At 58.8% G+C, this 20,210-nt stretch carries 18 protein-coding genes; 7 read left to right on the forward strand and 11 right to left on the reverse strand.

Going from position 1 to position 20,210, the window contains the following annotated elements:
- The first annotated feature begins 31 nt into the window (after positions 1–31).
- Entirely contained in the window at positions 32–1,090 is a 1,059-nt protein-coding gene (locus KORLAC_RS11285) for a hemolysin family protein (RefSeq protein WP_068306593.1), read from the forward strand.
- Here KORLAC_RS11285 and KORLAC_RS11290 read toward each other — a convergent pair whose 3' ends face one another.
- Positions 1,091–1,498 carry a GFA family protein gene (locus KORLAC_RS11290; protein ID WP_074519473.1) on the reverse strand — a complete coding sequence of 136 codons (408 nt, stop codon included), beginning with the start codon at positions 1,496–1,498 and terminating at the stop codon, positions 1,091–1,093. It abuts the gene before it with no gap.
- Between the two features lie 267 nt (positions 1,499–1,765).
- On the opposite strand from KORLAC_RS11290, the gene uvrA reads away from it, so the two are divergent.
- Positions 1,766–4,627, forward strand: coding sequence for an excinuclease ABC subunit UvrA (gene uvrA / locus KORLAC_RS11295; RefSeq protein ID WP_068306597.1), 2,862 nt, complete (start codon positions 1,766–1,768; stop codon positions 4,625–4,627).
- A 151-nt stretch (positions 4,628–4,778) separates the two neighbouring features.
- Positions 4,779–5,582 (forward strand): substrate-binding periplasmic protein, encoded by an 804-nt coding sequence (locus KORLAC_RS11300; RefSeq protein ID WP_068306599.1) that lies wholly within the window; start codon positions 4,779–4,781, stop codon positions 5,580–5,582.
- Between the two features lie 23 nt (positions 5,583–5,605).
- Here the strand turns inward: KORLAC_RS11300 and KORLAC_RS11305 are convergent, their stop codons facing one another.
- From KORLAC_RS11305 to KORLAC_RS11315, 3 genes are all read right to left on the reverse strand, one after another.
- Complete coding sequence (locus KORLAC_RS11305; protein ID WP_068306601.1) at positions 5,606–6,241, reverse strand: LysE family translocator; 636 nt, start codon at positions 6,239–6,241, stop codon at positions 5,606–5,608.
- A gap of 153 nt (positions 6,242–6,394) precedes the next feature.
- The gene (locus tag KORLAC_RS11310) at positions 6,395–6,934 is read right to left on the reverse strand and encodes a DUF924 family protein (protein ID WP_082714630.1); all 540 of its coding nucleotides are present in this window, start codon (positions 6,932–6,934) and stop codon (positions 6,395–6,397) included.
- 17 nt (positions 6,935–6,951) lie between these two features.
- A complete protein-coding gene (locus KORLAC_RS11315) occupies positions 6,952–8,097 on the reverse strand; it encodes a M28 family metallopeptidase (protein ID WP_068306605.1) in 1,146 nt (381 codons plus the stop codon).
- Positions 8,098–8,239: 142 nt separating this feature from the next.
- Here KORLAC_RS11315 and trmFO point away from each other — a divergent pair, with 142 nt between their 5' ends.
- From trmFO to KORLAC_RS11330, 3 genes are all read left to right on the forward strand, one after another.
- A complete protein-coding gene (gene trmFO, locus KORLAC_RS11320) occupies positions 8,240–9,574 on the forward strand; it encodes a methylenetetrahydrofolate--tRNA-(uracil(54)-C(5))-methyltransferase (FADH(2)-oxidizing) TrmFO (RefSeq protein WP_068307123.1) in 1,335 nt (444 codons plus the stop codon).
- A gap of 67 nt (positions 9,575–9,641) precedes the next feature.
- A complete protein-coding gene (locus KORLAC_RS11325; protein ID WP_241493407.1) occupies positions 9,642–11,045 on the forward strand; it encodes a M20/M25/M40 family metallo-hydrolase in 1,404 nt (467 codons plus the stop codon).
- Between the two features lie 349 nt (positions 11,046–11,394).
- Positions 11,395–11,838 carry an avidin/streptavidin family protein gene (locus tag KORLAC_RS11330; RefSeq protein WP_068306607.1) on the forward strand — a complete coding sequence of 148 codons (444 nt, stop codon included), beginning with the start codon at positions 11,395–11,397 and terminating at the stop codon, positions 11,836–11,838.
- A 55-nt stretch (positions 11,839–11,893) separates the two neighbouring features.
- On the opposite strand, the gene KORLAC_RS11335 is transcribed toward KORLAC_RS11330, so the two are convergent.
- From KORLAC_RS11335 to KORLAC_RS11355, 5 genes are all read right to left on the reverse strand, one after another.
- Complete coding sequence (locus KORLAC_RS11335) at positions 11,894–12,379, reverse strand: tetratricopeptide repeat protein (RefSeq protein WP_068306609.1); 486 nt, start codon at positions 12,377–12,379, stop codon at positions 11,894–11,896.
- A gap of 157 nt (positions 12,380–12,536) precedes the next feature.
- The gene (locus KORLAC_RS11340; protein WP_074519472.1) at positions 12,537–13,865 is read right to left on the reverse strand and encodes an RsmB/NOP family class I SAM-dependent RNA methyltransferase; all 1,329 of its coding nucleotides are present in this window, start codon (positions 13,863–13,865) and stop codon (positions 12,537–12,539) included.
- Between the two features lie 12 nt (positions 13,866–13,877).
- Complete coding sequence (guaB, locus tag KORLAC_RS11345; RefSeq protein ID WP_068306613.1) at positions 13,878–15,347, reverse strand: IMP dehydrogenase; 1,470 nt, start codon at positions 15,345–15,347, stop codon at positions 13,878–13,880.
- Positions 15,348–15,496: 149 nt separating this feature from the next.
- Positions 15,497–16,210 (reverse strand): RlmE family RNA methyltransferase, encoded by a 714-nt coding sequence (locus KORLAC_RS11350; RefSeq protein WP_068306616.1) that lies wholly within the window; start codon positions 16,208–16,210, stop codon positions 15,497–15,499.
- Positions 16,203–17,537, reverse strand: coding sequence for a Ppx/GppA phosphatase family protein (locus tag KORLAC_RS11355; RefSeq protein WP_074519471.1), 1,335 nt, complete (start codon positions 17,535–17,537; stop codon positions 16,203–16,205). The genes KORLAC_RS11350 and KORLAC_RS11355 overlap by 8 nt, the downstream gene beginning before the upstream one ends.
- A gap of 211 nt (positions 17,538–17,748) precedes the next feature.
- Between KORLAC_RS11355 and KORLAC_RS18890 the strand changes: the two genes are divergently transcribed.
- Positions 17,749–17,934, forward strand: a complete 186-nt coding sequence (locus tag KORLAC_RS18890; protein WP_068306618.1) for a hypothetical protein — start codon at positions 17,749–17,751, stop codon at positions 17,932–17,934.
- Positions 17,935–18,376: 442 nt separating this feature from the next.
- On the opposite strand, the gene KORLAC_RS11365 is transcribed toward KORLAC_RS18890, so the two are convergent.
- Positions 18,377–19,258 (reverse strand): SPOR domain-containing protein, encoded by an 882-nt coding sequence (locus tag KORLAC_RS11365; protein ID WP_139167643.1) that lies wholly within the window; start codon positions 19,256–19,258, stop codon positions 18,377–18,379.
- A gap of 176 nt (positions 19,259–19,434) precedes the next feature.
- Positions 19,435–20,202, reverse strand: a complete 768-nt coding sequence (gene pssA, locus KORLAC_RS11370) for a CDP-diacylglycerol--serine O-phosphatidyltransferase (RefSeq protein ID WP_068306623.1) — start codon at positions 20,200–20,202, stop codon at positions 19,435–19,437.
- Between the last annotated feature and the right edge of the window lie 8 nt (positions 20,203–20,210).

Genomic DNA, 20,210 nt, shown 5'->3' on the forward strand with positions numbered 1-20,210 from the left:
AGGCACGCGAATTCTCGTATAGAGTTCGGATATGACGCTTCTTATTTTTTATCTGGTGCTGGCAATCTGCGTGTCCTTCCTGTGTTCAGTGGCGGAGGCTGTGCTGCTGTCTGTGCGCCCAGCCTATGTGGCGGCGCTGAGGAAACGCGGCAAACGGGGTGCCGACGACCTGACGGCCCTGCAGGCAAACCTTGACCGGCCATTGGCCGCCATCCTGATTCTCAACACCATCGCCCACACGGTCGGTGCGGCCGGTGTTGGTGCGCAGGCTGCCGTGGTGTTCGGCAACAATTATGTCGCTGCAACAAGCGCCGTGCTGACACTCCTGATCCTGGTGCTGTCAGAGATCATCCCCAAAACCCTTGGCGCCACTTATTGGCAAGGCCTGGCGCCCACCACCGCCTTCTGCCTTGTGTGGCTCACCCGCCTGTTGCTGCCGATTGTCTGGCTTTCGCAGAAGCTGACCCGCGCCATCGCCCGTAAGGACGAGCTGGCCACCACCTTCAGCCGGGACGAGATCGCCGCCATGGCGCAGATCGGCCACGAAGAAGGCCTGCTGGACAAGAAAGAGCAGAAGATTGTCGCCAACCTGATGCGGCTGCATAAGCTGTCGGTGAAGGATATCATGTCGCCGCGCGCGGTGATGTTCAGCCAGCCGATGGCCCGGACCGTGGCCCAGTTCCTGGAAGCCCATGCGGAAAACCCCTTCTCCCGCATCCCGGTTTACGGTGCCCACACAGACGACATCTGTGGCTATGTGCTGAAGCAGGACCTCTTCATGGCGGCAGCAAAAGGCGAAAGCGACAAGACGCTTGAGGATTTCCGCCGCGACCTGCCGATGATGCCGGACACCATGAAGGCCTCCCACGCCTTCAACCAGCTGATGCACCAGCGTGGCCATATCATGCTGATTGTCGACGAATACGGAACCACAGAGGGCCTTGTGACGCTTGAAGACGTGATTGAGACCCTGATGGGCCTCGAGATCACGGATGAGCTGGATACGGTAGAAGACATGCAGGCCTTTGCCCGCCGCAAGTGGCACCAACGCATGACCGCCCTCGGGATTGACCCCAAGGACTGGTCCTGATCAGTCCTCAGCTTCATACTGCCGGGCGCCCGGCACTGGTGGAATGCTGTCCCAACGGCTGCGGGTATAAATCTCGACACTGATCTCAATCCCACTTGTGTCATCCAGCGTACCAGTGCTGATGGAAATGCGGTCTGGGAAATCCCGCCCTTCCCAAGTCATGGGGGTACCGCAGCCGGTACAGAAGCGGCGCACGGCAATCTCGCTGGCCTTACCTTCGCCGGTTGGCGCGGAGATCCAACGGAACTGGCCCCGATCAACGCTGGTGAAGGGCATGAATGCCCCACCCGAGTTCTTCTGGCAGTCCCTGCAGTGACAATTGTTGGTCTCGCTACCATCCAAGTTGATTTCGTAGCGTACGGCACCACACAGGCAGCCGCCCGTCCGAAGGTCTGTTTTTGGACTCATGAGTGTCTCCTCGTATCGTTTGTTCTTTTTTTGTTCTCATTTCATGCAAGATGTCAAGATAGATAATCTCCTGCTGTTGTTGGTTTTTTCCAAACGTTCACAGATCAGGACCGATATCCTGACAGTTTCTGACAGCAGGCTGGATTATGTTCTTTTTTTGTTCACGCCATCATATTATTGTCAGGCGGCTTGACAGCTTGGCATCCAGAGGCCAATTGATGGCGTACAAGAAGCGCAGAAACACTAGTTCAGATTTAAGAGATCAGCATGCTCACAGAGATTTCCGTCCGCGGGGCCAGAGAACATAACCTGAAATCCGTGGATGTTGACATCCCGCGCGACAAGCTTGTGGTGATCACCGGGCTGTCGGGCTCGGGCAAATCGTCGCTCGCGTTCGATACCATCTATGCTGAAGGCCAGCGCCGCTATGTGGAAAGCCTGTCTGCCTACGCCCGCCAGTTCCTGGAGCTGATGCAGAAGCCGGACGTGGACCATATCGAGGGCCTGTCGCCTGCAATCTCCATCGAGCAGAAGACCACATCCAAGAACCCGCGCTCTACTGTCGGCACCGTGACCGAGATTTACGACTATATGCGCCTTCTGTGGGCGCGCGTGGGCGTGCCCTACTCGCCTGCCACCGGCCTGCCGATCGAAAGCCAGACGGTCACCCAGATGGTCGACCGCATCATGGCCATGGGCGAAGGCACCCGGCTTTATCTGCTGGCGCCCATCGTGCGCGGCCGTAAGGGTGAGTACAAGAAAGAGTTCGGCGAGCTTCAGAAACGCGGCTTCCAGCGCGTAAAGGTGGACGGCGAGTTCTACCTGATCGAGGAAGCTCCAACGCTCGACAAGAAATACAAGCATGATATCGACGTGGTGGTGGACCGCCTTGTGCTGAAGGACGGGCTCGAACAGCGCCTTGCCGACAGTGTCGAGACCGCGCTTGAGCTCTCGGACGGCCTGCTGGCCGTTGAGGTCGCCGCGCGCGACGGTGAAGACGCCAGCCGCCAGCTGATGTCGGCCAAGTTCGCCTGCCCAGAAAGCGGCTTCACCATTGAGGAGATCGAGCCCCGGCTGTTTTCCTTCAACAACCCGTTCGGCGCCTGCCCATCTTGCGATGGCCTCGGGCAGAAGCTCTATTTCGACCCTGAACTGGTGGTGCCAGACCACTCAAAGACCATCAAGGATGGGGCTTTGGCGCCGTGGGCCAACAAGGCCAACAACCCCTCGCCCTTCTACTTCCAGGCGCTGGACGCGGTGGCGCGCCATTTTGGCATCTCCATCGACACGCCTTGGAAGAAAGTGCCTGAGGACGCCCGCCAGGCCTTCCTCTATGGCACCGGTAAACAGTCTGTGACCATTGTCTATGCCGACGGCAAGCGGCGGTTTGAGGTCAACAAGCCGTTTGAAGGCGTGATCAACAATATCGAACGCCGCTGGCGCGAGACAGACAGCAACTGGATGCGTGAGGAATTATCGAAATATCAGGCCTCCACCACCTGCACAAGCTGCGAGGGCAAGCGACTGAAGCCCGAAGCGCTGGCAGTCAAGATCGCAAGCTGCACTATTGGTGATGTGACGGAACTTTCCGTGCGCGGCGCCCATGACTGGTTCATGGGCCTGCCCGAGAAGCTGACCGACAAACAGAATGCCATCGCGGAAAAGGTGCTGAAGGAAATCCAGGAACGCCTTGGTTTCCTCAATAACGTGGGGCTGCAGTATCTGACGCTCAGCCGGGCGTCCGGCACGCTGTCAGGCGGGGAAAGCCAGCGTATTCGCCTGGCCTCCCAGATCGGCTCCGGCCTCACAGGCGTGCTGTACGTGCTGGATGAGCCGTCCATTGGCTTGCACCAGCGCGATAACGACCGGCTGCTGGAAACCCTGAAGAACCTGCGCGATATCGGCAATACCGTCCTGGTGGTCGAGCATGACGAAGACGCCATCCGCACCGCCGACTATGTCATCGACATGGGCCCCGGCGCCGGCGAACACGGCGGCGCCATTGTGGCCGAAGGCACGCCCGATGACGTCATGGCATCAAATGACAGCCTCACAGGCCAGTATCTGACCGGCAAGCGCGCCGTGCCCATCCCGGCCCTCAGGCGCCCCGGCCACAAGGGCAAGTTCCTCACCGTCAAGGGCGCGACCGCCAACAACCTCAAGGATGTGGAAGGCTCGATCCCCTTGGGGACGCTGACCTGCATCACAGGTGTGTCCGGGTCTGGCAAGTCCACCTTCACCATTGAGACGCTCTATAAGGCCGTGGCGAAGCACTTGAACGGCTCGCGCACCATCCCGGGCCCCCATGGGGCCATCGAGGGGCTGGAACATCTGGACAAGATTGTCGATATCGACCAATCGCCCATCGGCCGCACGCCGCGGTCGAACCCGGCCACCTACACCGGCGCCTTCGGCCCGATCCGCGACTGGTTCGCGGGCCTGCCGGAAGCGGGCGCGCGCGGCTACAAGCCGGGCCGCTTCAGTTTCAACGTCAAGGGCGGCCGCTGCGAGGCGTGCAAGGGCGACGGCATGATCAAGATCGAGATGCATTTCCTGCCAGACGTGTATGTGCAGTGTGACCAGTGCAAAGGCCATCGCTACAACCGTGAAACTTTGGAAATCAAGTTTAAAGACAAGTCGATATCAGACGTTCTTGATATGACAGTTGAAGACGGCGTGCAGTTTTTCAAGGCGGTTCCCGCGATCCGCAACAAGCTTGAAATGCTCGAGAAGGTCGGTCTTGGTTATATCAAGGTGGGCCAGCAGGCCACCACCCTTTCAGGCGGCGAAGCCCAGCGCGTGAAGTTGGCCAAGGAACTGTCAAAACGCTCGACCGGCAAAACGCTTTATATCCTCGACGAGCCCACAACCGGCCTGCATTTCGAGGATGTCAGGAAGCTGATGGAAGTGCTGCAGGCGCTGGTGGACCAAGGCAATACGGTCGTGGTGATCGAACATAACCTTGAGGTTATCAAAACCGCCGACTGGATCATTGACCTGGGCCCTGAAGGCGGCGACGGCGGTGGCGAGATTATCGCCACCGGCACACCAGAAGAAGTGGCAACCGTCGCCCGCAGCTACACCGGCCAGTATCTGGCCCCTGTGCTGAAGCGCCAGGCGGCTGAATAAACGCGCACGAACCGCAGCTGAATCAAGGCCTTAATGAATAGAATGGATGCGTCCCAGCTTTGCGTCCATTTTAATGCCGTAAAGGTGGTATTTTGACGCCAAATGCACTAGATAATCGAATGATCTTGATTATGTGCTAAAAGGCTTTGTGATGCGTGCCTCCCTGACCAATCATGCCCTTCGGGCCCTGTTCACAGCAATATGCCTGTCACCGCCGGTGACAGCGCAAACGGCGGCCACGCCCCCGGAAATGATTGAAATCGCCACGCGCGAAAACCTGCCGCCTTATGTGGTCGACCGTGCCGCGCATGGAATTGAAATCGACCTGGTGCAAGCCATCCTTAAGGGCAGCGGGTATGAGCCTGTCTTTGTCCAGCAACCGCGCGTCCGGATGATCTCCGCGTTTGAGAATGGCCAGATGAACGGCATTCTGACCCAGAATGTGCTGGCATCGGAGGTTGGGTGCGCAACAGACTGGTACATCGCCCATCAAAATATCGCTGTTTCAATGACATCCAAGAACCTGTCCATCGACAGCCTGGATGACCTCAAAGGCCTGTCGATCCTGTCCTTTTCCGGTGCGACACGCTACCTGGGTTCTGAATTCCAGCAAGCAGTGAGGCACTCCAAGCGCTATACCGAATCAGGCGACCAGAGCAAACACATCAAACTGTTATACAATGGCCGGTTTGATGCGGTTGTCGGTGACCGCTGGATCCTCGCCCTGGCACAGAAAAGCCATTTCACCAAAACCGGTGAGTATCGGGAACTCAAGCACCACCCGATCATGGAGCCATCGCTTTATGTCGCCCGCTTCCATGACCAGAAGGTCTGTGATGCTTTCAACCTGGGCCTTCGCCGGCTTCGGGCGGATGGCAGTTACGCTGAAATCTGGAATGGTTACCGCAAAAGCCTGGCCGTCACGACCGACAGCAAGGCCCCAGTACCCCAGTAAGATCGGAAGACTGGGCTACCGCCTTATTGCCGCAATAGCGCCAGTTTCGTACCGAACCCGATGAACACAACGCCGGTAAGGGATTTCAGCCACTTACTGAACCGGGCACTTGTTGCCATGGTCTTGAAACGCGCCAATACCAAAATCATTGCGGAAAACCACAAGGAATTAAGCGCCACATGCGCAGAAACGAGCGCGTAAGCCTGAAAAGGGCTGTCGCCAACAGTTAGGAACTGGGGGAAAGCTGCGAGGTAAAACATCGAAACCTTAGGGTTTAAGGCGTTGGTCAGAAACCCTTCGAGACAAGCTCCCCTTAAGGAGGCTGTCCGCTTGGCAGCCTTGGTGACGGCAGTATTAGTATCCTGACTGGTTTTCCAGGTAGACCAAAGGGCCTTCACACCAACCCAGCAAAGATAAGCCGCACCCGCCATTTTGAATATGAAGAAGGCTTCCGCAGACCGCACCAGCAAAATGGATATGCCAAATATCGACAGTGTGCCGTGCAGATAGAACGCTGCAATAAAGCCTATGATGTTGGCGAAGCCTGCCTTGCGGCCCGAGGTTGGAACCGTCTTTGCGATCAGGACACCATTTGGTCCGGGGGAAATAACCAGCAGCGCCAAGACTGACATGAAAGTTATGATTGTTACCAGATCCATCGTCAAAGCCTCCTGCTGCCATTTTCATGACGCTTGCTTATCACCAAATGACATACCTGCATACGCTGTATTGTTTCCCGTCGAAGAAAAATACTGGTCCGCCGGAATCGCGGGGAAATGAAGCGCCTTCCCGTCCACCGAATGTGCAGGAACTTAGAAGCTGCTACCCGGCTGTTTGAGGAATTCCAGCTCTTCCGGCGTACTCTGGCGGCCCAGAATGGCATTCCGGTGCGGGTAGCGACCAAACCGGTCGATGATTGCCTTGTGGCGCATCTCGAAGTCCAGGTTATTCTCCAGCCCCGGACGGGTAAACAGCCGGACGGCCTCTTCGTGCACCGCCCTGCTTTCGCTATGCATATAGGGCATCAACAGGAAGGCGCACTCATCCGGTGCCAGAGACGCGTCAGCGCCCGCGCGTACCGCCTCCTGCGATAGCACTAGGGCCAACGGGTCAGCGGCAAAGCTTTGCGGAGTGTCCCGGAACATGTTGCGCGGGAACTGGTCCAGCACAATGATTTCCGCCAGCCTGCCGCGCGGGCTTGCCCGCCAGCCGTCCAGCTCTCCCGCAACGGCCACTTCATAAACAGGCAGGAACCGGCGGCGGACCAGATCGTCAAACATCTTGGACTTCTGCCACCAGGCGCCTTCCCCTGCTTCGGTAAACCAGAAATACAGGATATCCTCTGGGCGCATGTCTAAACTCCTTATCGTCATGTTTTTGGAAGCGTGCGGATGACCGCTTCGCCAAAGCGTACTGCGTCTTCTACGATCGCCAGGTCAATATGGTCTGCCGTGTCGTCCGGCGTGTGAATGTGCGGCATCAGGCCGTCATCGTCATACGCGGCGATGGTCAGCGCCGAAAACCCGTCACGGGCGAACCAGACGCTGTCAAAATCACCCACATGGTGCTTGGCTGCCTTCACATGGCTGTAGCGTTTGTCAATCTTCGTTACCGCGGCTGCGGTACGCACCAGTGGGCCGTCATAATAAACCGGGGTGAAACCGCCACTTTCGGTAACAAACGAGAGGTTCCCGAATCCCACGGTGTCGAAATTCAAAACGTGGGTGTCGCGCATCTTGAGCTCATCCCGGTGCTGGCGCCAATAATGCTGGGCGCCCAACATACCGGCTTCCTCACCGCTTGTTATCACCAGCCGCACTTCCGTGTCTGTCGGCATGGTCTTCCACAGCCGGGACGCCACCTCTGTGGCCGCTGCAACGCCCGTGAGATTGTCATTCGCGCCCGGGGTATAGCCAAAGCGCCAGAAGTCAACACTGGCCACCACGGCCTGCCCCAGCAGCAACAGCGTCACGATCCAGCCGGCCCAATGAGGCAAAACAACATCCTGCGTGCCCATGGCCGGAATCAGCACCCCCAAACCAATAATGAAAGTGCCCAAATAGATGGAAAGCTTGAAATGCCGCACCTGATCGGGGCGGTAGGCATAGGAAGACGGTGCGCTATCCAGATGCGCCATCAGGATCACCAGGCGTTTCCCGCTGCCTTTGGTCGCGGACACATTGGCAGTCACGCTGCGGGCGCCCCACCAGATGATCGGGCTGGTGCGCCAGTCGAAATACAGAAGGTGGCTGAAGAACAGCAGGACCCCGGCCCCTAGCATGAAGGCTGGCGCCCAAGGCGACAGCAGCACCACAATGGCCTGCCCGATGGCGATCATCCAGAAAAACGGCAGATAGGTGCGCGGGCATTTGAAGCCCTGGTCGGTCACATCCACACCGTATTCACCGGTGAGCGCCGCCATCAGGGCCTCACGCGCTTCCATCTCATTCTCGCTGCCGCAGCCGCGATGCGGCCATTCGCTGAGTTTTTCAAAAATCTCGCGTGCTGTCAGCACCCCTGTTCCCCCGGGATTGGTCTTTGCGTTCCGTTGGTCACCTTTTTCCCTTACAAAATGGTGCCAAGTCCAGTAAATAAGCCCGCAAGTGAAGACGCATATGTGGCCGCCCTTCGAGGAGGTCCTGAAAAGGTACAGTGTGATGGCAAACGAGTTTAAGGAAATCCATATCATCGGCGGCGGGCTTGCGGGCTCTGAAGCGGCGTGGCAGGCAGCAGAACAAGGCGTGCCCGTGGTGCTGCATGAAATGCGCCCCGTTCGGAAGACCGACGCCCACCACACCGACCATCTGGCGGAACTGGTATGTTCCAACAGCTTCCGCTCGGATGACTATGAAAATAACGCCGTAGGCCTGCTGCATGAAGAAATGCGCCGCATGAACAGCCTGATCATGGCAGCAGCTGAAAAACACAAGGTACCTGCGGGCTCCGCGCTTGCGGTTGACCGCGACGGTTTCTCCGCCGAAGTCACCGAAACGCTGGAAAAGCACCCGCTGATCACCATCGAACGCGGCGAGATTGAAGGCCTGCCCCCAAAGGAGTGGGACAATGTGATTGTCGCCACCGGCCCGCTGACGTCCCCGGCGCTGTCGAAAGCCGTGCTGGAGCTGTGCGGTGAAGACGCCCTGGCCTTCTTCGACGCCATCGCGCCGATCCTCTATAAGGAAAGCATCGATTTCGGTACCGCCTGGTACCAAAGCCGCTACGACAAAGGCGACGGCGCCGACTATATCAACCTGCCCATGACTAAGGCGCAGTATGAAGAATTTGTCCATGATCTGAACACCGGCGAAAAGACCGACTTCAAGGAATGGGAAAAGGATACACCCTATTTCGAAGGCTGCATGCCAATTGAAGTGATGGCGGAGCGCGGGCCAGAGACCCTGCGTTTCGGCCCGATGAAGCCGGTGGGCCTGACGTGCCCGCACTGGGACGAAAAGCCCTATGCCGTCGTGCAGCTCAGGCAGGACAACAAGCTGGGTACGCTCTATAATATGGTCGGTTTCCAGACCAAGCTGAAGTACGGCGAACAGACCCGCATCTTCAAGAAGATCCCGGGGCTTGAGAATGCTGAGTTCGCGCGCCTGGGCGGCCTGCATAGGAACACGTTCCTCAACAGCCCAAAGGTGCTCGATGGCCTGATGCGCATGAAGGCAGACCCCCGCCTTCGGTTCGCCGGCCAGATCACTGGCGTTGAAGGCTATGTGGAATCGTCCGCGATGGGCCTGATGGCCGGCCGTATGGCAGCGGCAGAGCGCAAGGGCCAGACACCCACGCCGCCGCCCGCCACCACGGCTTTCGGCGCGCTGATCAGCCACATTACCGGCGGCGCAGACGCAAAAACCTTCCAGCCGATGAACGTGAATTTTGGCCTGTTTCCGCCGCTTGAAGGCAAAGTCCACAAGAAAGAGCGCAAGCCGGCCATGAGCCGCCGCGCACTAGATGAGCTGAGCTCATGGATATGTGAACTCAGCTAGCTTGACGATGGGGCGGTTTCGCCCCACTCTGCGCCCCACAAGATAACCTAGTTAACAAGGGGCAGCGATGACCAAGCATATGTTTCTGAAGGCCGCCACAGGGGTGGCCTTTCTTTTATCCGCATCCACGGCACTGAAGGCCGATGTAGTTCCCGTCTCCGACGACACGCGGGAAACCGCCGCCATGCTGCGCGACAAGGCGCTGAAGAGCGACGCGGCCTATGAAATTCTTGAAAGCCTGACCACAGAGGTCGGGCCCCGCCTGGGTGGCAGCGAAAAAGAAGCCGAAGCCGCGCGCTGGGCTGTAGCCAAGCTGAAGGCGCTGGGGTTCGATAAGGTCTATACCGAACCAGTGACCGTTTCCAAATGGGAGCGAATTAGCGAAAGCGCATCTGTTGTAGCGCCCTACACCCAGCCGCTGAGCATCACGGCGCTCGGGAAATCGGCGGCGACGCCAGAGGGCGGCATCACGGCTGAGATTGTCCATATCCCGACCTATGAAGCACTTCTGGAGGCTGACCCGGCAGACATTGAAGGCAAGATTGTCTTTATCTCCAACCGCATGGAACGCTTCAAGACCGGCGCCGGCTATGGCCCCGCTGTTCAGGCCCGCGGCAAGGGTGCCGCAGAAGCTGCCCGCAAGGGTGCCAAGGCCATCATCATCCGGTCCATCGGCACCGACAGCCACCGTCTGCCCCACACCGGCGGCGTGAACTATGAGGAAGGCACACCGCCGATCGCGGCCGCCGCGCTGTCGAACCCGGACGCGGACCTCCTGGAGCGCATGCTCGATCGCGGCAAGCCCATCAGCATCCACGTGGATGTCCAGACCAAGTTCCATGGTGACGTGACCATGCATAATGTGATCGGCGAGATTACGGGCCGGGAGAAGCCTGAGGAAGTCATCCTCATGGGCAGTCACCTGGACAGCTGGGACCTGGGTACAGGCGCCATTGATGACGGTGCAGGCGTTGCCATCACGGTGGCCGCTGCCGATATGATCCAGGACCTGACAAAGGAACGCCCGCGCCGCACGCTCCGTGTGGTGTTGTTCGCGTCAGAGGAACTGGGGCTGATTGGTGCCAAACAATATGCCGAAGCCCACAAGGATGACGTGGCCAACCATGTGATTGGCGCAGAATCAGATTTTGGCGCAGGCCCTGTGTGGGCGCTGGCATCCAAGGTCAGCACCGGTTCGGTTCATGTGGTTGATACCATGGCGCAGCTGATGCAGCCGCTTGGTGTCGTGCGCCATGGCCGTGAGGCTGGCGGCGGGCCTGACGTCGGCCAGATGGTCAAGATCGGCATGCCCGGCATCGACCTGATGCAGGACGGCACCGATTATTTCGACCTGCACCACACCGCCGACGATACGCTGGATAAGGTTGACCCCGAGGCCTTAAAGCAGAATGTGGCGGCCTGGGTGGTGTTCGCCTATATCGCCGCCGAATGGCCGGGCGACTTCCGCTAGGGCTCTAAATGATAAGAAGGAGCGTCCCCCAGGGCGCTCCTTTTTCTATACGATGTCTGGCAGGACCTGCGCGGCGCGGAAATCCCCTTCAGGCGCGATATGAGCCTCCCCAAGCTAGGGCGTCTTACGACATCCCTCATTGTCATGGAATCGATTTCAATGCGCCGCCCTGTGTGACGCCGGGCGCCAAAGCTTCGCCCTCGCCCCCAGCCAGCGTGCTGTCAGCATTGATTACAAGCATTTTGGCGGCGCCGAATTTCTTGACATCGGCTTTGGCGTGCCCGACTTTACTTTCACGTTAGAAAAACGTTGAAATTAAACCGTGCATTGCACATTGGGGGACAAACACATGACAGTAAAATCACTCACGGTACTGGCCGCAGGCGCAGTATTGTTCATCACCGCACCCAGCTTCGCCCGCGATTGCGGCGACGGCATCATCGGGGACTGGACCACCAATATCGGCGCCACCATGCGGTTCGAGAAGGTTGACGGCCAAACCGGCATGCTCTCAGGCCAGTATATCCCGGCATCTGACCCGGATATGTCCTTCCCGCTCACAGGTTTTGTCAACCCGAACGGCAGGGACGACAGCAAAGCCCACTATGCCGTACCCGTCAGCGTGACCGTTAGCTTCGGCGAGTTCGGCGGCATCACCAACTGGTCCGGTACCTGCAGCATGACAGACGGCAAACCGGTGATCGAAACCGAAGACCTGATCATCTTCCCGATGGCGGATTATTACTGGTCTCACGTGGTCGATAACCACGACACGTTGGTGGTGAAGGACTAAGCAACAAAAAGGGCGCCGTCAGGCGCCCGTTTCACTTTAGGCTACTGTGGAAAGCCTAGCCTTCCTTTTGTGCAATCGCTGTCTGGTCGTTTGCGGCGTGATATTCTTCAAGCGCGCTTGTCACGCTCGTAAGCGCCTCGCAGCCGTTCATGCACAGACGCGCCAACTTGTCGCGGTTGCCTTCAGCCCGGTCTGCCATGTCCCTTTTGAGGAACGCCAACGCCTGGGCTTCAAGCGCCACCTTGTGGTTGGGCTCAATCTCAAGCGCACGACGATAATATTTCAGCCCCCGGCCCGTCAGGCCTTGGGCTTCCGCCGTCTGGCCAAGGCCAACAAGCGCCGCCACATTGGCGGGATCAGCCACAAGCGCGCGTTCAAACAGAAGCCGGGCATCACCGGGCTTTTCCGCGTGCAGGGCCACGGTGGCCTGGGCCACCAGCTCCCGCGACAGGGACTGGAATTTATTGCTGGTTTGGGCCGCAGCTGGCAGCGCCATCATGGCGCTCAGGCCCAGGGCCAGAATCAGGTTGGAATTACGCATACCATGCCTCTTCTTGTTCTTCTTGCCACCATAACCGCATTTTTACGCAGCGATTGCAACAAGAGATAAGCTGTGTTCGCCGTGCGCCAAACTGTGCCGCACCAGCCCGCCATAACGCCAGTGTAGGCTTCAAAACCCAAACAATTGGTAAAAGCTGTCAGGCGACGCGTTCAAGAACCGCCAGGAAGAAGCCGTCCGTGTCGTGCGCGTGGGGCGCCAACTGCAGGCATTCAGGGGTCAGCGCCAGCGTTTCAGCGGGTTTACCGGGCAGTGTCTCTGCCCAGATGGCCTTATAGTCCATCAGTTGCCATGCGCCCTTTGGCTGACTTGCGAGAAAGGCCGTGACCACGTCTTCGTTTTCTTCCGGCAAGACAGAACAGGTCATATAAACAAGCCTGCCGCCCTGTTTGACAATCTTCGCGCCTTCCGCCAGCAACCTGCCCTGAAGCGCGGTCTGCGCTTTCAGGCTAGCCTCGTCAAAGCGCCATCGCTGGTCCGGACTTCTGCGCCAGGTGCCCGTGCCCGTGCAGGGCGCGTCCACCACCACCCGGTCCATCTTGCCTTCCATGGGGCCGAACGCGATCTCGCGCCCCGCGCCTTCCGCAGCAATCTGATGCACCTGGATGGTGCGCGCGCCCGCGCGCTGCATCCGCTTCTTCAGGCTGGACAGCCGCTTGGGTGAAATATCGAACGCGTGGATCTGGCCACGGTTTTCCATTGATGCCGCCATCGCCAGCGTTTTACCGCCAGCGCCCGCGCACAGATCCACGATTTGAGCGCCCGGGAAGGCATCCACCAGGCTAGACGCCACCTGCGCAGCTTCATCCTGTACCTCGATCAGGCCGTCACTGAAGGCCGGATGAGCGCCCAGGTTGATCGGCCCTTTGGCGCGATACCCAAGGCAGGAAAATTCATTTTTTTCAAATAGTTCTGCGTCGTTCTTTAGAACTTCATCGAAGCTTTTTCCGTTGGCTTTCAGGCTGTTGACCCGGATATCCAGCGGGGCGGTTTCATTCAGGCTTGCCGCCGCCGTGGCCAGCCCTTTGCTGAACCGCCGCTTCAGCCCCGGCACCGCCCAGTCCGGCAGATTATAGGCCGCCTCAACAGGTGCCGCGTGCCAATCGATCCGCTTCAGCTTCCGAAGGAAATCTTCTTCCTCCTCGTGCAGACGGGTGGGCGCGAAGGGGTTTTCCTCGCCGAAATGCTTCAGGCTGTCGCTTTCATGGCGCGCCAGATGCACGATCATCATGTTGCGGACAGTTGGCTTGGCGCCAAGTTCCTTCAGCGCCCAATGGTAAAGCGCCCTCGCCCGCAGGATGCCGTACACATAGCCGGAAATCGCGCGTTTGTCCTTCGAGCCCGCATAGCGGCGGGCCCGGAAGAATTTGGTGACCAGCACGTCCGCAGGCGCGGCTTTTGCCGCCATCTTCTCCTCGATGTCAAAGAGGAGTTCAATGGCGGCGGAAAGGCGCGCGGCGGGCTGCATCAGGTCGCCAGCTTATTTCGCAGGGTAATTCGGGGATTCACGCGTGATCGTCACATCATGCACGTGGCTTTCCTTCAGCCCCGAATTGGTGATGCGAACAAATTGCGCTTTTTCGTGCATTTCCGGGATGGATTTCGCGCCCGTATAGCCCATGGAAGCCCGCAGGCCGCCAATCAGCTGGTGCAGCACAGCAGCCGATGGGCCCTTATAAGGCACCTGGCCTTCAACGCCTTCCGGCACAAGCTTCAGCGTGTCCTTGACGTCATCCTGGAAGTAACGGTCTGCAGAGCCGCGCGCCATGGCGCCTACGCTGCCCATGCCGCGGTATGCCTTGTAGGACCGGCCCTGATAGAGGAACACTTCGCCCGGCGCTTCTTCGGTGCCTGCAAGCAGTGAACCCACCATACAGGCGTTCGCACCAGCGGCAATGGCCTTGGCCACGTCACCGGAGGTCCGGAGGCCGCCGTCAGCAATAATCGGAATGCCCTGGGCGGACGCCACTTTGGCAACGTCGGAAACTGCTGTCAGCTGCGGTACGCCCACACCCGCCACGATGCGCGTGGTACAGATGGAGCCTGGTCCGATACCAACCTTGATACAGTCAGCGCCCGCATCAATCAGTGCCTTGGCGGCGTCAGCGGTTGCGACGTTACCAGCCACAAGCTGGACGTTACCGAAGGCTTTCTTGATCTTGGCAACCTGCTCGATCACGCGGGAAGAATGGCCGTGGGCCGTATCCAGCACGATCAGGTCACATTCGGCGTCTGCCAGCATGCCAGCACGCTCAAAGCCCTTGTCGCCAACGGTCGTCGCAGCTGCCACACGCAGGCGACCTTTGCTGTCCTTGGCGGCGTTCGGGTTTGCAACAGCCTTTTCAAGGTCTTTCACCGTGATCAGGCCAACGCAGCGGTAGCCTTCGTCAACAACGATCAGCTTCTCGATCCGGTGCTGGTGAAAGAGGCCCTTGGCTTCTTCAAAGGAAACACCTTCGTTCACCGTCACCACATCACGGGTCATCAGCTCACTAACCGGCTGCTCCATGTTGGTGGCGAAACGTACATCGCGGTTTGTCAGGATGCCGACCAGCTTCTTGGGGCCAACAGCGCCGTTGCGCTCAACCACCGGAATCCCGGAAATCTTATGCTGCGTCATCAGGCGCATGGCTGCGGCCAGGGTCTCATCCGGGTGCATTGTCACCGGGTTCACCACCATGCCGCTTTCGAACTTCTTGACCTGGCGGACCATTTCGGCCTGCTCTTCTTCGGTCATGTTCCGGTGCAGCACACCAACACCGCCCGCTTGCGCCATGGCAATCGCCATTGGGGATTCGGTTACGGTATCCATCGCCGCGGAAAGAAGCGGCAGGTTCAGTTCGATTGATTTTGTGATTTTGGTACGAACGTCCACCTGCGCAGGCATGACATCACTGGCTGCCGGTACAAGAAGAACATCATCAAAAGTAAGGCCGAGGCGAATATCCATTAGGGCGATCCTGCTTTCACTGTGGGCGCATTGTGCGCGCTTTGGGGGCCCAAATTTGCCCCGCCGGATTAAGATATTCGCCGTTCAATACCCCGAAGGCCGCCCAAAAATCAACGTTAAACTTCGCCCAGAGGAAAATCAGATGAAAACTATTCGGAATCGGCCTCTTTTCGACCCTTGAAGCCAGTCGCCACCACGAACCATTCCTTGGAATCCTGCCGGCTTGACGGCGGCTTCGCGTGCTTGACGCTGGTGAAGTGCCTGTTGAGCGCCAGGATCAGGTCATTGTCGGCCCCGCCCTGCAGCACCTTGGCCACGAACGTGCCACCGGGTGCCAGCACCTTGACGGCAAAATCAAGCGCGGCTTCACAGAGCGCCATGGTGCGGATCTGGTCTGTCTGCCGGTGCCCGGTGGCCGAGTTGGCCATGTCGGACAAGACAAGGTCGGCCGGACCTTCAAGGGCGTCCATCAGGCGCTTTTCAGCGTCTTCAGCCAGGAAATCCATCACCCAGATGTCGGCGCCCTGAATGGGTTCCACTTCCTGAATGTCGATGCCGATGATCTGGGCGCCGTCTTTCAGTTCCTCTGTCAGCACCTGCGTCCAGCCGCCGGGGGCACAGCCCAGGTCCACCACACGCTTGACGCCCTTGAAGAGATTATAGCGTTCCGCCAGCTCCTTGATCTTGAAGGCCGCGCGGGAGCGGTATCCAAGGCGCTGGGCCTCGGCGACATAGGGGTCGTTGAGCTGACGCTGCAGCCAGCGGGTCGAGCTGTTCTTGCGGCCACGCGCCGTCTTGACGCGGACCTTGGCACCGCGCGCCCGGCTCCGGGTGTTCGATTGCTTGTTCCAGCCACTAGCCATTCTTCTCTACCCTTTTTTGTGCCCTGTCGCCCTGCTGAGTCTTGTCGCCACGGTAAAGCGGGCGCGCCCGCCGGGGCGGTTGTTCCATCTGCATCAGGCCGCGCAGGATGCCTTCCCGGATGCCGCGGTCCGCCACGCGTAGGCTTGGCACCTTCCACATCCCCAGGATGGCCTCAAGAATAGCACAGCCCGCCACAACAAGGTCAGCCCTTTCCGGGCCAATACAAACCTGGGCGGCACGTTCATCATGCGTCATGGTGGCCACCCGGCGTGACAGGGCGTGAATATCCTGCGATTTCATCCAGGCGCCGTCCACTTTCTCGCGGATATAGCGCGGCAGGTTCAGATGCAGGCTCGCCAGCGTCGTCACGGTGCCTGAGGTTCCCAGGAACTGGGTCTTGCGTTTCCTGACCACATCAGAGACCTGATGCGCATCTTCAAAGGCCTGCAGGTGGTCCACCACCAGCTTGACCATCTTGTTGTAATGCTCGATCGGCAGAGTCTCGCCAGGCCGCCCAAAGCTTTCGGACAGGTTCACCACGCCCCAGGGAATGGACATCCATCCGGAGATTTCCGTGCGCTGCCCCGGGTGCACCCGCACCCAGATCAGCTCTGTTGATCCGCCACCAATATCAAACACCAGCGCGTTCCGGTTACCGGGCGCGATCAGCGACTGGCAGCCCATCACCGCAAGCCGGGCTTCCTCGCCCGCCGAGATAACATCCAGGTTGATACCGGTTTCGCGCTTCACGCGCGCGATGAATTCGTCAGAATTATCAGCCACACGGCAGGCCTCAGTCGCCACATGGCGCATGCAGGTAACGCCCCGGCGCGCGATTTTCTCAGCGCAGACTTTCAAGGCCTCAATGGTGCGGTCCATCGCTTCATCAGAGAGGCGGTTGTTCGAAGAGACCCCCTCCCCGAGACGCACGATGCGCGAGAAGGCGTCGATGACGCGGAAACCGCCGCGCGTGGGGCGGGCGATCAGCAGGCGGCAATTGTTGGTGCCCAGGTCAATGGCGCTATAGACACCGCGCAGGGGCGGCTGTGGCTGCCTGCCTGTCTGTTTCTTTGCGGGGGCGGCGGAAGGCTGCGCGGGTCGCGCTGGCCGGTCCGGCTGCCGTGAGCCGCCCTGACCTTTTGCTGGCGCTGCTTGAGGTTGGCCCGGCCCTTTGGCTTGCGCCGCATCCTGCCCTTTGGCACCGCGTCTGCGGCGGCGGGGGCGGCGTTTTTTGCCGGAATTCTTCTGTTGGTGCTCCGCCTGGCCTCCCGAAGGAGAGGTGCCCGGCGCGGCCCCGGCCGATGGGGCCTGTGGGTCTAACGACATACTTTTTCTCTTGTTATCTTTTTTTGTCGCAGGCGCCTGGCTGATGGGGCTTCGGCTGCTCTGCTCACTTGCCCTATCTTTAGCACCAGCGCGCCACAGAGCGCAATAAATTTCAGATGTAACGAATTGCAGAATATTGCCATGTTCCACTTTTGTTCTTGACGGGCCACATTTCCCGAGATAGAAGAACAAAAGATGAACGGAGGACGCTATGCCTGGATTTGAACATTTGCTCATTCTTTTGCTGTTTATCTTGCTGGGGGGCCTGGGGATGGCCGCAATGCAGGATGGGGCGTCCGTGATGTGGAAGCATCTGCGCAAGCAACTGCCCAAGGCCCCTCGTTCACGCGTACAGCCCCAGTCCCGAATTCCGGACCCGCTTTTCTTCCAGCGCTAGGCACTCTGGGTTTGGGCGGCTTATCCGGGCCGTCTCACCTGCCCGCCTAGCCTTGGCCTGTCCGGGCATGAAAAAACCGCCTGCGTGTTCACGCAGCGGCTATCTTGGTAACGACACTCTACCTGACATAAGTAAGAGGCGCGGCGAACAAACCACAAGGTGGTTGAAGCACCGCGCCTAATCCGAGCGAACCCCCAGGTGTGCCCGGCCTTCTCCGTCAGTGGCTGCCTAATCCGTGGGCGCCAGAAGATTGATCGTACCTCCCCAGATGGATCAATCCCGGTCTGAATTCGGTGAAGGTTGCAGCATCCCATAGGATTTGGTCGGTTCTGTCAAGGTCGCTTCTCATAATTTTGCGTCTTTTTTTACCAAAGATATAAAAAAGCCGCCGTTTGGCGTGAAAACGGCGGCTCATTTCAACATCAGTTGATTTTCTGAAGGCTTACTGAAGCGGTTCGCCTTGATATTCGGACACACGGCAATATTGCTCGCCCCCCACGGCGCGGATGTTGTCGCACAGCAGTTCGGCATCTTCTTCACGCTCCAGCGGTCCCACAATCAGGCGCAGGAACGTACCAATACCTTCCTGGTTCTGGGTATAGATGCGCGGGCTAAGGCCTTCAAGCTGACTGGCGAACGCCCGGTAAAGGGCTGACCAACCGCTGTCCACCTGGTCCTTCGACCGGTAGGACGCCAGATGCGCACCATAATAGGTGCGGCTGTCGTCCTGTGCGTCATTGGTTGCCGGCGTACCGTTGTCAATCGTACCCGTCTGGACGTCGGCACCCGTCTGCGACGTGCCTGTTGGCGCCGCCTGGGTGTTGTCTACAGCTGGCTGCGACGCGGCCTGAGGCTGGGACGACTGCTGTTGTTGCTGTGTCTTGCCGGGCGCTTTGGTCTGATACGCCGCGTTGCGGTCAATCATCTCAACGGAGAACAAACGGTTTTCAAGCGACTTGATTTCGGTACGAACGCCGGAAATATCATTCCTGACACGGCGAAGGGCTGCTTCGGTTTCCGGGTCTTTCTGCAGGGACGCCAGCTTCTGTTCCATGTTTGAGAGCGCCTGGTCCTGGCTTCTAACATGCTTCACCAGGTCCACATAGAGACGCTCGAGCGCGTTGAAGCGGTCCTTGAGGTCACGGTTATCTTCCGAAACACCTTCAACGCTGCGTTCCAGCGTTACCTGCCGGGCTTCAACGAGAACTTCCTCGCCCTGCCAAAGATTGCCGGTGCCGCCACACGCGCTGGTCAACAGCGCCATGCAGGCAACAATTGCCCCTTTTTTGGGAAATACTGTGGGTGCGCTAAGTCCCTGTGTCATGATCACGCCTTTCTACACATTGCTTTTCACCTTTATTTTCAAAGGCTAAGCTGCATCCATGCCTCACTTGGCAGTCTCTTTCAGCAGTGGAATATGCAAAGGGAGTGCCAATAAAGGCGATAAAGGCAATGATACCACGAATGGCAAAAAGGCGCAGCCCCTACCGGCTGGTCACATCAACCCAGTTGCTTGTGCTTGCGTCGGCGCTCGTAGGCCACATAAGAAAACGGCATGCTGGAAAGATACGCGATGGCAATGATAATCAGCACCGCCCAGGTACGAACGAACAGGCCCGCGATGACAATGCCGATGATCAGCATCACTGGCACAAACCAGGCCTTGGGCACGCGGAAGGCCTTAAGCGAGATGGTCGGGATGGTCGACACCATCAGAACAGCCACCACAACCGCATAGGCGGAAACAACCAGGCCATAATTTTGAACCGTTACGGCCTCAAGTGCAAAATCGACGATGAGCGGCATCAGAAGGAGCGTTGCGCCCGCGGGTGCCGGCACACCGGTCAGGAAACCCAGGCGCTTGCGGGGCTCTTCCTCGTCATCCAGCTTGGCATTGAAGCGCGCAAGCCTGAGCGCCATGGAGATGGCGTAAATCAGCGCCACAGCCCAGCCGAGCCGGTCAAGCCCCTCAAGCACCCACAGATACAGGATCACGGCCGGCGCCACCCCAAAGGACACCACGTCCGAAAGCGAATCCAGCTCGGCACCAAAGCGACTGGTGCTTTTCAGAAGCCGGGCAACAGTTCCGTCAAGACCGTCAAAGATACCCGCCAGCAGGATGGCAAAGACCGCCAGCTCCCACTTGTCGGCCAGGGCGAACTTGATCGACGTCAGCCCTGACATGAAGGCCAGGAGCGTCACCACATTCGGCAGGATCGTCCGGATCGAGATCTTCTTGAACAATAGTGCCCGTTTTTCACCGCCCATGTGGTTTG

Origin of the sequence: Kordiimonas lacus (genome assembly GCF_001550055.1) — a bacterium.
Lineage (GTDB): Bacteria > Pseudomonadota > Alphaproteobacteria > Sphingomonadales > Kordiimonadaceae > Kordiimonas > Kordiimonas lacus.